The organism is Pseudomonas sp. Snoq117.2 (genome assembly GCF_900110545.1).
GTDB classification, from domain to species: domain Bacteria; phylum Pseudomonadota; class Gammaproteobacteria; order Pseudomonadales; family Pseudomonadaceae; genus Chryseomonas; species Chryseomonas benzopyrenica.
The window spans coordinates 632,939-646,002 of the sequence record NZ_FOED01000002.1 but is presented as its reverse complement, the minus strand read 5'-3'; the positions used below and the strand labels follow the sequence as shown (position 1 = coordinate 646,002).

Here is a 13,064-nt window from a genome sequence, read left to right as displayed (position 1 = left end):
CGAGCGCAGAAAGAACAAAGGCCCCAGCAGGGGCCTTTTCTTTGCCTAGTTGAATACCGGCGGCGGCAGGGCGTCAGGATCGGTGATGAAGGGCATCTGCCAGCTGTCGAGGGTCTGGCCGCGGCCTTCCAGCTCGCTGCGCACCGTGCCTATGTAGCCAGCCAGGCGCAGCGGATCGCTGTAGTCCGTCTCGCTGAGTTGTTCTTCGGTGTAGAGCGTCTTGCCCTGGGCATCCACCACGCCCAGCGCCAGGTCATGGCCATCCGCGCCGGACGATACCACGCAGCCGAGGGGTTGGAAGGCATCCACCAGGATCTTGCTGGCGGCGTCGGCGGAAAGCGGTGTGCTCATGACAGAGGTCTCCGTGGCTGTTGCAGCCATAGACCGTTGGAGACCGCCCCCTTGTTCCGGCCGTTCGTCCGGGCCGCAGGCCCGGACGAGGTACGCTATTGCGGCGTACGGGCCTCAATGGCCTTGACCATGAAGTCGGCCAGCTTGTCGTAGTTCTCGTCGAAGTGATGACCGCCCGGGCGGGCCAGCTTCTCACCCGGTTGACCCGGCTGGGTGCAACCACTGTCGTCCTTCTCTTCCTCGCCATAGACGCAGAACAGCTTGGCGGCGGGAATCCTGCTGGTTTCCGGCAGGGTATCGGCCTCATCGCCCGGTTTGCCGAGCCAGCCTTCCACGGCGATCTCGAAATTGCTCTTGCGGCTGAAGGCCAGCAACAGCAGCGAGGTCACCTGGTCCTGATCCGCCTTGGGCAGGCGGTTGTAGACCGCTGGCAGGATGTCGGCGCCAAAGGAGTAGCCGGCCAGGACGAAGTGCTTGGCGTTCCACTTCTCGCGGTATTCCTGCATCAGGTTGGCCAGATCGGCGGCGACCTGCTCGGGACTCTTGTGCTGCCAGAAGTAGCGCAGGGAGTCCACGCCGACGACCGGATAACCCGCTTCGTTCATGGCCTGGGCCGAGAGACGGTCGATGTCGCGCCAGCCGCCGTCACCGGAATAGAAGATGGTCACCACGTCGGGGTGGCTGGGCTTGACGTCCGGATCGGCCGGCATCTCGATGGTCGGGATGTCGTTGTGCTGGCCCAGCAGACGATTCTTGAGCTGGGTGCGCAGGACCACCGGCAGGGCGGTGCCGTAGTCGGCGATGGTCAGATCGGCGTTGCTCTGCTGGCGCACGAAGATGGCCGAATCGTCGGTTGGATGATCGTTCCAGGCGATGTGCCATTGACCCGCGGCTGCCTTGGCCGGCAGGGCGTCCGGGCAATCCAGGGTTTCCAGGTTGAAGCCGACGCTCAGGGCAGCGGCCTTCGGATTGTCCTGGGTGGCCAGCCAGCGCCAGGCGCGGGCGGCGCCTGGGCCGATGCCGCCGACGAAGGTCGGGGCGCCACTCAGCTGCTTGGCCGCGTTGGCGAAGTCATCGCTCTGCGCCTGGCAGCCATTGGATACCCTGACCTCGTACTGGACGATTTCGGCGCCGGTGTTGGTGGCCAGGCCCAGCAGATCGGCATCCGCCAGCTGCAGGTCCGACGGCGTGGCCAGCACCACGCGAGCATGGGGCTCGCCCTTGGGCGCGGCCATGGTCAGCAGACGACCATCCGGCTGCTCCAGGACCTTGACCTGGGGCGCCGACGGCCAACGATGGAGCCACCACCAGCCCAGGCCCCCCGCGATCAGCAGGATGACGAGCAGTACTGCGAGTGCACGTTTCAGCATAGGAGTCTCAACGTTTGACCAGGCCGGTGTAACCCCCGGCGATTAGGGCGGCGGTATCGGCGAAGGCGACCAGGGGGTCCAGGCCGGCGGGTACCGCCATGTAGCGCGGCTCCCACTCCGGATCGAACTTGTCCTTGAAGCGGCGCAGGCCCTGGAAGTTATAGAACTGTTCACCGCGTCTGAACACCATGGCGCCCAGGCGTTGGGTGATGGGGGCGCCACGGCGGGGATGCAGTCCGGCCAGCGGGACCATGCCCAGCGAGAAGCGGGCGAAGCCGGCGGCCTTGAAGTGCAGGATCAGCCCGAGCATGAGGAATTCCATGGTCTGCTTGGGCGCATCCGCAGTGACCCGCATCAGGTCGATGCTGGCCAGATCCGGGCGTTCGGTTTCCAGCAGGTTGGCGAAGGCCACCGCCTTGCCCTGGAAGCGCACCACGGCGATGCGGAAGTGCTGGAGATAGGCAGGGTCGAAACGACCCAGGGAAAAGCCTTTCTCGCGCACCTGCTTGCTCTCCAGCCAGACGTCGGAGATCGCCTTGAGTTCGTCCAGTGGCGCCTCGCCCGGGGCATGGAATTCGATGGCCAGGCCATCGCGCTGGCCACGATTCCAAGTGTAGCGCAGGTCCTTCTTACCCTTGCTGTCGAGATCGAAGGCGTGCAGGTCCACGCGCGCCTCTTCGCCGAGCTTGAGCGCGGTGAGGCCGATGTCCATATAGAAGGGTAGATTCTCGGCGCGCACCTGATAGAACACCGGTCGGGCGTGGTGCAGGTCGCAGAGATCACGAAACTTCCAGATCAGCTCGGCGCGTGGCTGGGAGCGACCGATAGGGTCGAAGAGGGCGATCAGGCTGCGCCCACGCCGGCCGTACATCAGGAAGGCATCGTCGCTTTCATGGAAGAGCAGGGCCTTGTCGCCGGTCATCACCAGTCCGCCATCCGGCTGACTGGATTTGCGCACGATACCGAAGGCGCGCTCGAGCTCGGCGTTGGTTGGGGCTTCGATGGGCGGCGGCGCGGCGCGCAGCAGCCAGCCCAGGGCGATGATCAGCAGCAGGACCGAACTGCCCAGGGCGGCACGCAGGCCGCGTGGCGCATCGGCGTCCAGGGCGAATTGCCACCAGAGACGGGTATCGTAGGGCACGTCCTGGTAGGCGAACAGCAGCAACCACACCGAGGCCGCGACCACGCAGATGCTGGCGGTTACGTACAGCGGCGAGAAGGGTTGCTCCATCAGCCGGCTGCGGCGATAGAAGGATTTGCGGAAGGTGGCGAGCAGCGCCGCCGTCAGCGCCAGGATGGAGGCTTCCTCCCAGTCGAAACCTTTCAACAGGGACAGCAGGGAACCGAGCAGCAGCAAGACCAAGGTCACCGCCCAAGCCGCGGACAGGCGCCGGCGCAATCCCTGCGCCAGCAATAGACAGACGACGCCGATCAGGCTCGCGCCCAGGTGGGAGGCATCGATCAACCGCTGGGGCAGCAGGAAATCCATGCCCTCCAGGCGGGTGTCTATTTCAGGGGTGACCCCAGAAAAAAGCAGGACCACCCCAGAAAAAAAAACCAGGATGGCGAGGATGGGTGCCGCGAGTCCCGAGGCGACCCGTACCGCAGGACTGTTCGACAGCAGGCGCCGGCCTTCGCTGAACAGCAGCACCAGACAGGCGATCACGAACGGCAGCAGCACATAGAACAGCCGGTAGACCACCAGCGCCGCAGCGAGCTGAGCGGCACCCAGTTCGTTGGCGAAGGCTGCCAGCAGCACCGCTTCGAACACGCCGACGCCGCCCGGGACGTGGCTGAGCACGCCCGCGGCCAGCGCCAGCAGATAGACCAGCAGGAAGGCACCGAAGGGCGGAGCCGTCGGCAGCAGCAGATAGAGCACCATCGAGGCGGCGGTCACGTCGAGGATGGTGATCACCAGTTGCAGCGCGGACAGCCGCAGGGTCGGCAGGCGCAGGGCGCGCTTGCCGATGCGGAAATGCAGGGCATGGGCGCAGGGCTGCTCAGGTGCCCGCCAGCGACGCAGCGCCAGGATGCCGATCGCATAGCCGATCAGGATCACGGCGGACGCGGTAACGATCACCGCTTCCGGTACGCGCAGGGCCTGGGTGGAGGCGGGCAGGTTGGTCAACGCGGCGATGGCGGCCAGGGGCGGCAGGGCGGTGCCCAGCGCCAGACTGGAAAACACCGTCATCCGCGCCACTTCCAGGGCGCTGAGGCCCTGGCGGGCATAGAGGCGATAGCGTACCGAGCCGCCGGACAACATGGAGAGCCCGACCGCGTTGCCGATGGCGAAGGCGGTGAGGCCGCCCATGGTCCAGGCGCGGGCCGGCAGCTTGACGTCGGCGAAGCGCATGGCCGACCACTCGTAACCGAGCAGGATGGTGAAGCCGGCCGCGGCGGCGATCAGGGCGCCGATCAGGGATGAATGTGGGATATCGTGAAGGGCATCGTGGAGCGCCTCGCCATCGATGCTGCTCAGCAGATGCCAGCAGACCACCAGCGCGGCGGCGAACAACACCAGGGTCACACCCAATTCGATGGGTTGTCGATAGGCCGTCAACCGCTCCAGCAGGCGCCAGGGCAGCGCTTGAGGGGGCGAAACAGGATGGTCCGCAGGGGATGCCGGCTTCGAGGAGACCTCTTTGGCTGGATCAGGTGCAGTCATGCAAACTCCTCTAGACAGGAACGCGCGTCAGATTACTGGTCGCGCGCGGTTTGCCAAGCCTTGTACAGATAAAAAAGCTCTATACCAACCTTTGTAGCTCGCGTAGCTACAGAGTTCGCACCGCTGTGATCTGACCCCGGTCAAATTCAGCGCAAAAAAAAACCACTCAAGAGAGTGGTTTTTTCGAATTTGGTTGCGGGAGCTGGATTTGAACCAACGACCTTCGGGTTATGAGCCCGACGAGCTACCAGACTGCTCCATCCCGCGTCCGATGTGGCTCAGTATAGGGCCAAGAAAAAATTCGTCAAGGAAAAATTTAATATTCTTCAAAGGCTTATTTAGTCAGGCAGGGTCGAGGTCACTTGTCGCCGTCGCTCTTCTGCATCTGGACCGAGGCCTTTTCACCACTGGAGCGATTCTGCTGATCAGACTGATCGCGATCGAAGCAGCCGCCGAGCGCCAGGGTGACGAGCAGGGCGGAGGATAACAATAGAGGGCGTTTCATGGGTGGTCTCCTAGATGTACGTCCTCAGTCGACCTATGAGGATGGCAAAGAGTCCGAAAAGCCGATGAGAGTCCACCGCGCTGACAAGTGAGACGGTGATAGCAAAACGCCGCTTGGTCGCTCAAGCGGGTGGTGGCCATGTGCTATCCTCGCTGGGTGTTATGGAGAACCTCATGCACCCTTCTCAGGATTCGAGTGGTCTGGACCAGCGCATCATGCGCGTGATGGAGCACGACATCGCGACGCTCGTCGCCCAGTTGTGCAATCTTTCGCTGGCGCTGACCGGCAGTAGTGCCAATGGCGCCGCCGATATGGCACTTCAAGTCGTGGAAAAAGTCGAATTGCTCGTCGACGACATGAAGACACTGCGCGTTTCCGCGCAGGCGCTGCTGGACACCACGTCCCGCCATGTTCGATCCGGCCATTTCGAAGAGCGGATCGTCATCGCCGACGACGAGAGTGCACCTTTCGACGATGGGCAACGCGACTGAACCGTTTGACCAGGAAAGTCCAAGGGGTCGCCATGAATCTCCTGCTGGAAACCTTGCTTCAGCATCTCCAAGGTCTGGGGCGTATCGAATTCTTCGAGCGCAGTGAGCATTTCGCGCGCCTGATGATCACCACCCCGGATGGGGTCATCGCCGAGCGCCACCTCTATTACGATCAGTTGCACCATGCCCATGATCTCAAAGCGGTGGTCGACGAGCTGCGCGAAGAGGTCGTGCATCGGCAGCGCCTGCTCCAGGACGTCGGTTAACCGGCGATTCGTCGTCCGCCATGGACAAATCCGGGCGGTCTTGGCTTACTGTACGGATAATCAGCCGCAGTGCCCGGCCCGGCATCTTTCTCCATGGCTCCGGACAATTCCCCCGCCCAGCTCCCACCCAAGCGCCAGCGCAAGATCATCCATGTCGACTGTGACTGCTTCTATGCGTCCATCGAGATGCGCGATGATCCGCGCCTGGGCAACAAGCCGCTGGCGGTAGGTGGAACCCCTGATCGCCGTGGGGTGGTCGCCACCTGCAACTACGAGGCGCGGGCCTTTGGCGTGCGCTCCGCCATGTCGTCCCATCAGGCGCAAAAGCTCTGTCCCGACCTGGTCTTCGTCAAGCCGCGCTTCGACGTCTACAAGGAGGTGTCGCGGCAGATCCACGCCATCTTCCAGGACTACACCGAGCTGATCGAGCCGCTGTCCCTCGACGAGGCCTACCTGGATGTCACCCAGTGCGAGCTGTTCAATGGTAGCGCCACCCTGATCGCCCGCGACATCCGCCGCCGGGTCTGGCAGGAGTTGAACATCACGGTGTCGGCGGGCGTCGCGCCGAACAAGTTTCTCGCCAAGATCGCCAGTGACTGGAAAAAGCCCAACGGCTTGTTCGTCATCGCGCCCCATGAGGTGGACGACTTCGTCGCCGTGCTGCCGGTGGCCAAGCTGCATGGCGTCGGCAAAGTCACCGCCGACAAGCTCAAGCGCCGTGGCATCGTCCTGTGCAGCGATCTGCAGACCTGGTCGCGCTTCGATCTGCTGCGTGAATTCGGCAGCTTCGGCGAGCGCCTCTGGGCACTGGCCCATGGTATCGACGAGCGCCAGGTCAAGGTGGACAGCCAGCGGCAATCGGCCAGCGTCGAGCGCACCTATGACCGCGACCTGCCCGATGCCGCCGCCTGTGCCAAGGAGTTGCCCGAGTTGCTGGCCAAGCTCGAAGAGCGGTTGACGCGCCTGGCCGACCGCTATCGCCCGGAGCGGCCCTTCATCAAGGTCAAGTTCCACGACTTCACCCAGACCACCCTGGAACAGCAGGGCGCCGGACGCGATCTCGACAGCTATCGGCGGCTGCTGGAGCAGGCCTATCGGCGGGGCAATCGACCGGTGCGCCTGCTCGGCGTGGGCGTGCGCCTGACCGATCTGCGCGAGGCGGCGCTACAGTTGCGGCTGTTCGAGGACTAGCCCGCTAGAGCGGGCTCTTGGCCTGGGTGGACAGATTGACGATGGCCGCGTCCAGTTCTTCCAGCGCCGGGCTGGAGGTCGGGGCGCCCTGCTTGAGCAGGGTTTCGCTGTGCTGGCAGGCAGCGCGCAGCTGGGGCACGCCGCAATAGCGGGTAGCGCCATGCAGGCGGTGGACGCGCTCGATGAGGGCTATGCGGTCACCGTCTTCGCGGGCCTGGCGAATGGCCTGACGGTCCGCTGCCAGGGAGGCGAGCAGCATGCTCAGCAAATCCTTGGCCAGATCCGGCTTGTTGGCCGCCAGGCGCAGGCCTTCGTCCGCATCCATCACCGCCAGCGTGGAAATGTCCTGGCCGCCACTGTTGAGGCTGGTGACCTCGGGCGCCGAGCTGTGCAGCAGGCGCAGGCCGGTCCATTTGAGAATGACCTGGGCCAGTTGCCGATCGCTGATGGGCTTGGTGAGGTAGTCGTCCATGCCGCTTTGCAGCAGGGCGCGTTTCTCGTTGGCCATGGCGTGGGCGGTAAGGGCGACGATGGGCACCGGAGTGCCGCCTTCGCTGGCTTCCCAGTCACGGATCGCCTCGGTGGCCTGGCGGCCATCCATGCCGGGCATCTGCACGTCCATGAACACCAGGTCGAAGCGCTCCTGCTGGACGGCTTCCACCGCCGCATAGCCGCTCTCCACCGCGGTGACCTGGGCGCCGAGATCGGTCAGCAGGGTCTCCACCAGCAGCAGGTTGGCTGGATTGTCGTCGACGCAGAGCAGGCGCGGTGGTCTGTCGGTGATGCCCAGGCCGCCACTTTCATTGCGTTGCGGACGCTGGTTGAGCAATTCCGCCACGGCCTGTTCCAGCTTGCGGCTGCAGGCCGGCTTGGAGTGCAGTTGGCAATGGACGTCGGGCAGCGAGGCATGGAACACCGCCTGGTCGGTGGTGGGGCAGTAGACCAGGGTATTGCAGTCCTGGCGACCCAGTTCCCAGATGCGTTCGGTGAGCAGGTCCGGCGGAATGCTGCGCGCGCTGACGCCCAGCACCGCCAGGCTGACCGGTAGTTTGCCGGAGGCCGGATGGGCGACGGCTTCGCTGAGCTGTTCCAGGGTCTCGAACGGCTCCACGCTCAGGCCGCATTCTTCCAGCTGATGCTGCAGCGCCTGGCGGGTGAGGGGGTGGGGCTCGACCAGGCCGACGCGACGGCCGGCCAGGGCGATGCGCTTGTGGCTCTCGACGCTGCCGTGGGCCTTGGGCAGGTTGAGGGTGATCCAGAATTCCGAGCCCTCGCCGGGAATGCTCTCCAGGCCGATCTCGCCACCCATCTGCTCGATCAGGCGTTTGGAGATGACCAGGCCGAGACCGGTTCCGCCGGCCTGGCGGGTCAGGGAGTTGTCGGCCTGGGAGAAGGCCTGGAACAGCATCTGGCGGTCTTCGTCGGTCAGGCCGACCCCGGTGTCCTGGACGCTGATGCGCAACTGGGCGTGGTCGTCGGTCTCTTCCTCGACCATGGCGCGCACGGCGATGGTGCCGGAGTGGGTGAACTTGATGGCATTGCTCACCAGGTTGGTGAGCACCTGGCGCAGGCGCTGCGGATCGCCGACCAGGTGGGTCGGGGTGTCGCGGTAGACCAGGCAGACCAGCTCCAGGTGCTTTTCATGGGCCGACGGCGCCAGGATGGTCAGGGTGTCCTGGATCATGTCGCGCAGATTGAACGGCAGATTCTCCAGCACCAGCTTGCCGGCTTCGATCTTCGAGAAGTCGAGGATCTCGTTGATGATGCCCAGAAGGCTCTCGGCGGAATTCTGGATGGTGCTCAGGTAATCCTGCTGGCGCGGGGTCAGCTCGCTCTTCTGCATCAGATTGGTGAAGCCGATGATGCCGTTGAGCGGGGTGCGGATCTCGTGGCTCATGTTGGCCAGGAATTCCGACTTGATGCGGCTGGCCTCCAGCGCCGCCTTGCGCGCCAGATCCAGCTCGATGTTCTGGATCTCGATGGTTTCCAGGTTCTGGCGCACGTCCTCGGTGGCCTGATCGATGTTGTTCTGCATCTCGAACTGGGCATTTTCCATGGCTTCGGCCATGCGGTTGATGCCGGTGGCCAGTTCGTCGAATTCGGGGCTGCCGAGCTGGGTCGGCAGGCGTGTCTCCAGGCGCCCCTCCTGCAGCTGGCTGACGCCCTGGGCGATCACCTGCAGCGGCCGGTTGATGCGCCGGCCCATGCGCACGGCGATGAAGGCGGTGAAGGCCAGGCCGAGCAGGATCAGCAGGAGGCCGGCCACCAGGTTGCGATAGCCGCGCAGCAGGGTGGCGTGATGGGAGAGTTCGAGCTGGATCCAGCCCAGGGTCTGGGGCGTGGCCGGGTTGCCGTCGCTGCGGGTCAGGCGCAGGTCGTGGGTCTGCACCGGCAGATTGAAGTGGGTGATGTCGAGGCCAGACCTCATGCTGATGGTCTGGTAGTCCCGCCCGGTGAGCGCCACCGTCATCGAGGGGCCCGCATGGGCGAGGACGTTGCCATCGTCATCCAGGAAGGTGATGGCCCGGACATCGGCCTGGTCGAGGGCGCGCTGGGCGATACGGTTGAGCTGGTCGTTGTCGCCGGTACGCATGGCCGGGGCAATGAGCGGGGCCATCTGCTGGGCCACCAGCTGACCGTGCTCGATGAGCTGGTTGCGCATGTCGGACAGCTGCACCCAGCTGAAATAGACCCCCAGCAGCGCCGCCATGCAGCAGGTCGGGAGGACGCTCAACAGCAAGATGCGCCCCTTGAGTCCCAATTCGTCCAGCACTGCACGTCCCCCGAGGAAAATGGCGAGTCTAACCCCTTTACCAAATGTAAAGAGAGTCTTTGCGAAAGGGGTCGCACCCCTTGGCGCGCTGATTCGAGAAAATCCGCGAAGGCTGCCACGGCTTCTGGCCGAGGTGCACAACCATTGACCCCGTCGGCGGTCTGGTAGGGACTGCCGGTCGTTCCGGTACGGTTGCGTTCGAGGAGATCCTTTGAAGAAGAGTTGCAGTCTGATGCTGGCGGGTGCCCTGTTGCTGGGGACCGGCTGGATGGTGCCGACCCAGGCCCAGGAGCCCAAGAAGACCACCCTGGTGGAGCGGGGGTCGATGTACTACAGCTTCGAGACGCACCTGCTCGACTCGGCGGATGGCAAGCGCCGCTATCGGGTCTATATCGGCATCCCCAAGCAACCGGCGCCGATGATGGGCTATCCCGCGCTCTTTCTGCTCGATGGCGATGCCGCCCTGGCACAGCTGCAGGATGTCTGGCTGTCCCCGCATAAACTGAAGAGTCCGCCGGTGCTGGTGGCCATCGGGTACGCCGATGCCGCGGACGCCATGCAGGAACGCACCTACGACTACACCCCGGCGATCGGCAGTGGGCGCAATCATGACGACGTGCGCAAGGACTGGCCAGCAGGGGGCTCGCGGGCGTTTCTCGATCTGATCGAACAACGCATCAAGCCGCTGCTGACCCAGAGCGTACCGGTGGACCCCAACCGCCAGACCCTCTGGGGCCATGGCTACGGCGGGCTGTTCGTGCTCGATACCCTTTATCGGCAGCCCCAGGCTTTCCAGCGCTATGTGGCGAGCGATGTCGCCTTTGGCTGGCAGCAGGGTTTCATCCTCAAGCGGGCGCAGGAATTCCAGGGTGTGGGGGGTGCCCGTCCGGTGCAGCTGTGGCTGTACTCCGGTACCGAGGACCTCACCCGCAAGGTCGCGCCCGAGGCCGCCAAGCGGCTGGCCGAACGGCTGGCCGGGTTGCCGGGGCTGCAGGTGACGCCGCAGGTGCGGCCCAACCTGGGGCCGGAGGGCATCCTGTCGCTGAGCCTGCCCGCCGCCCTGGAGGTGGCCAGCGACGGCGCCGCCACGCCGCGGCCTTAGCCAGGCGCCGGATGGGTAGGGTCAGCGGTGCTTTGGGAGTATCATGGAAGGCTTTCACCCCTGGCGGAACGAGCTGATTCATGAGTCTGCACTATCCCACCATCGCCGATTGCATCGGTAACACGCCGCTGGTGCGCCTGCAGCGCCTGGCCGGCGACACCCGCAGTACCGTGCTGCTCAAGCTGGAAGGCAACAACCCGGCGGGTTCGGTCAAGGACCGCCCGGCGCTGTCGATGATCCGCCAGGCCGAGGCCCGTGGCGACATCCTGCCCGGGGATACCCTGATCGAGGCCACCTCCGGCAACACCGGGATCGCCCTGGCCATGGCCGCCGCGATCATGGGCTATCGCATGATCCTGATCATGCCCGACAACTCCAGCGCCGAACGCAAGGCGGCCATGACCGCCTACGGCGCCGAGCTGATCCTGGTCAGCAAGGAAGAGGGCATGGAAGGCGCGCGGGATCTGGCCACCCGCATGCAGGCCGAGGGCCGCGGCAAGGTGCTCGACCAGTTCGGCAATGGCGACAACCCGGTCGCCCACTACCTGGGCACCGGTCCGGAAATCTGGCGCCAGACCCACGGCAGCATCACCCATTTCGTCAGTTCCATGGGGACCACCGGGACCATCATGGGTACCTCGCGCTACCTCAAGGAGCAGAATCCCAAGGTGCAGATCGTGGGTCTGCAACCGGAGGAGGGCGCGGCCATTCCCGGTATCCGCCGCTGGCCGGAGGCCTACCTGCCGAAGATCTACGAATCCAGTCGCGTGGATCGCATCATCGACATGGGCCAGCAGGAAGCCGAGGACACTATGCGCCGCCTGGCCCGGGAAGAAGGCATCTTCTGCGGTGTGTCGTCCGGCGGTTCGGTGGCGGGCGCCCTGCGCATCGCCCGGGAAGTGGACAATGCGGTGATCGTCGCGATCATCTGTGACCGAGGCGATCGCTACCTGTCGACCGGCGTCTATGACCCGCGCTAAGCGAGGCGGCGGCGGGCTGCGCTTCCAACCCGCCGGTGGCGCCCGGGCGGCGGCGGTGCCGACTGGCAAGCGGCAGCTGCTGGCCATCGAGCGGCTGTCCCATGACGGCCGCGGCGTCGCCCGCGAAGGCGGGCGGACCTGGTTCGTCGCCGGTGCCCTGCCGGGCGAGCAGGTCGAGGCGCGGGTGCTCGGTGCTCGTAGCCAGGTGGTCGAGGCCCGTACCCTCAGGGTGCTGGAAGCCAATCCGCTGCGGCGCACACCGCCCTGCAGCGTGGCCGACCGCTGCGGTGGTTGCACCCTGCAGCACCTGCCCCATGCCGATCAACTGACCCTCAAGCAAGACGCCCTCGCCGAGCAATTCCGCCGGCTGGCCGGGGTGCAACCGCTGGCCTGGGCCGCGCCCATGGTCGGTCCCGAATTCGGCTATCGCCGGCGCGCCCGCGTCGCGGTGCGCTGGGACGAACGCCAAGGGCGCCTGGAGGTGGGTTTTCGCGCCGAGGCCAGCCAGGACATTGTCACCCCCGACGACTGCCTGGTACTGGTACCGGAACTGCAGCCGCTGCTGCGGGCGCTACCTGACGTGCTGAGCGGGCTGGAGCGCCCCCAGGCGATCGGTCATGTCGAACTCTTCCAGGGTACGGCCACGGCCCTGCTGGTGCGCCATACCCAAGCGCTGCTGCCAGGCGACCAGGCCCGCCTGCGCGACTTCTGCGCGGCCGCTGGCGTCCAGCTCTGGTGGCAGGGCAAGGGCGAGCCGCAGCCGGATCAGGCCGACGCCAGGCTGGGCTATCGATTGGCGCCCTGGGACCTGACGCTGGCCTATCAGCCGGGCGATTTCGTCCAGGTCAATGCCGCCATCAACGAGGCCATGGTCGCCCAGGCGCTGGACTGGCTGGCGCCCACCGCTGACGACCGGGTGCTTGATCTGTTCTCCGGCCTGGGCAATTTCGCCCTGCCATTGGCGCGGCAGGCAGCGGCGGTCACCGGGATCGAAGGGGTCGCGGCGATGACATCCCGGGCAATACAAAATGCGCGTGACAACGGCATCGGCAACGCGCACTTTCTACAGGTGGACCTGTCGAACCCGCTACCCGCCGATCTGGGCAGCCATTCGCTGGCCTTGCTGGATCCGCCGCGCGACGGTGCGCTGGAGGTGGTCCGGCAGCTCAGAGGGCTCGGCATCGGGCGACTGGTCTATGTTTCCTGCAACCCGGCCACCTTGGCGCGGGATGCGGGAGAGCTGGTCCGACAGGGCTATCGCATGACAAGGGCGGGCATTCTCGACATGTTCCCGCAGACCGCCCATGTGGAAGCCATGGTGCTGTTCGAAGCGGGCAGGATGCCCGGGTAACGACGGCTCGCCAACCGAT

General features: G+C 65.3%; 11 protein-coding genes and 1 tRNA gene. 6 read left to right on the top strand and 6 right to left on the bottom strand.

Going from position 1 to position 13,064, the window contains the following annotated elements; translation table 11 throughout:
• Positions 1-45 precede the first annotated feature (45 nt).
• The 5 genes from BMZ43_RS08840 to BMZ43_RS26490 all read right to left on the bottom strand — a co-directional run bounded on the left by BMZ43_RS08840 (position 46) and on the right by BMZ43_RS26490 (position 4,891).
• Positions 46-351: a hypothetical protein gene (locus tag BMZ43_RS08840; RefSeq protein ID WP_082900435.1), complete on the bottom strand. Its 306-nt coding sequence runs from the start codon at positions 349-351 to the stop codon at positions 46-48.
• A 95-nt stretch (positions 352-446) separates the two neighbouring features.
• Positions 447-1,721, bottom strand: a complete 1,275-nt coding sequence (locus BMZ43_RS08835) for a virulence factor family protein (RefSeq protein ID WP_093252535.1) — start codon at positions 1,719-1,721, stop codon at positions 447-449.
• A 7-nt stretch (positions 1,722-1,728) separates the two neighbouring features.
• A complete protein-coding gene (gene mprF, locus BMZ43_RS08830) occupies positions 1,729-4,386 on the bottom strand; it encodes a bifunctional lysylphosphatidylglycerol flippase/synthetase MprF (protein ID WP_256562900.1) in 2,658 nt (885 codons plus the stop codon).
• Between the two features lie 190 nt (positions 4,387-4,576).
• Positions 4,577-4,653, bottom strand: a tRNA-Met gene (locus BMZ43_RS08825).
• Positions 4,654-4,744: 91 nt separating this feature from the next.
• Positions 4,745-4,891 carry a hypothetical protein gene (locus BMZ43_RS26490; protein ID WP_017642218.1) on the bottom strand — a complete coding sequence of 49 codons (147 nt, stop codon included), beginning with the start codon at positions 4,889-4,891 and terminating at the stop codon, positions 4,745-4,747.
• Positions 4,892-5,064: 173 nt separating this feature from the next.
• On the opposite strand from BMZ43_RS26490, the gene BMZ43_RS08820 reads away from it, so the two are divergent.
• The 3 genes from BMZ43_RS08820 to dinB all read left to right on the top strand — a co-directional run bounded on the left by BMZ43_RS08820 (position 5,065) and on the right by dinB (position 6,839).
• The gene (locus tag BMZ43_RS08820) at positions 5,065-5,382 is read left to right on the top strand and encodes a hypothetical protein (protein ID WP_017642219.1); all 318 of its coding nucleotides are present in this window, start codon (positions 5,065-5,067) and stop codon (positions 5,380-5,382) included.
• Between the two features lie 32 nt (positions 5,383-5,414).
• Positions 5,415-5,648, top strand: coding sequence for a hypothetical protein (locus BMZ43_RS08815; RefSeq protein ID WP_017642220.1), 234 nt, complete (start codon positions 5,415-5,417; stop codon positions 5,646-5,648).
• A gap of 93 nt (positions 5,649-5,741) precedes the next feature.
• Complete coding sequence (gene dinB / locus BMZ43_RS08810; RefSeq protein ID WP_017642221.1) at positions 5,742-6,839, top strand: DNA polymerase IV; 1,098 nt, start codon at positions 5,742-5,744, stop codon at positions 6,837-6,839.
• Positions 6,840-6,843: 4 nt separating this feature from the next.
• On the opposite strand, the gene BMZ43_RS08805 is transcribed toward dinB, so the two are convergent.
• Positions 6,844-9,612: a response regulator gene (locus tag BMZ43_RS08805; protein WP_017642222.1), complete on the bottom strand. Its 2,769-nt coding sequence runs from the start codon at positions 9,610-9,612 to the stop codon at positions 6,844-6,846.
• A gap of 211 nt (positions 9,613-9,823) precedes the next feature.
• Between BMZ43_RS08805 and BMZ43_RS08800 the strand changes: the two genes are divergently transcribed.
• The 3 genes from BMZ43_RS08800 to rlmD all read left to right on the top strand — a co-directional run bounded on the left by BMZ43_RS08800 (position 9,824) and on the right by rlmD (position 13,045).
• Positions 9,824-10,714: an alpha/beta hydrolase gene (locus BMZ43_RS08800; protein ID WP_173148021.1), complete on the top strand. Its 891-nt coding sequence runs from the start codon at positions 9,824-9,826 to the stop codon at positions 10,712-10,714.
• An 80-nt stretch (positions 10,715-10,794) separates the two neighbouring features.
• Complete coding sequence (cysM, locus tag BMZ43_RS08795; RefSeq protein WP_017642224.1) at positions 10,795-11,694, top strand: cysteine synthase CysM; 900 nt, start codon at positions 10,795-10,797, stop codon at positions 11,692-11,694.
• Positions 11,681-13,045 (top strand): 23S rRNA (uracil(1939)-C(5))-methyltransferase RlmD, encoded by a 1,365-nt coding sequence (gene rlmD / locus BMZ43_RS08790; RefSeq protein ID WP_093252523.1) that lies wholly within the window; start codon positions 11,681-11,683, stop codon positions 13,043-13,045. Before cysM ends, rlmD begins: the two co-directional genes overlap by 14 nt.
• Positions 13,046-13,064: the final 19 nt, after the last annotated feature.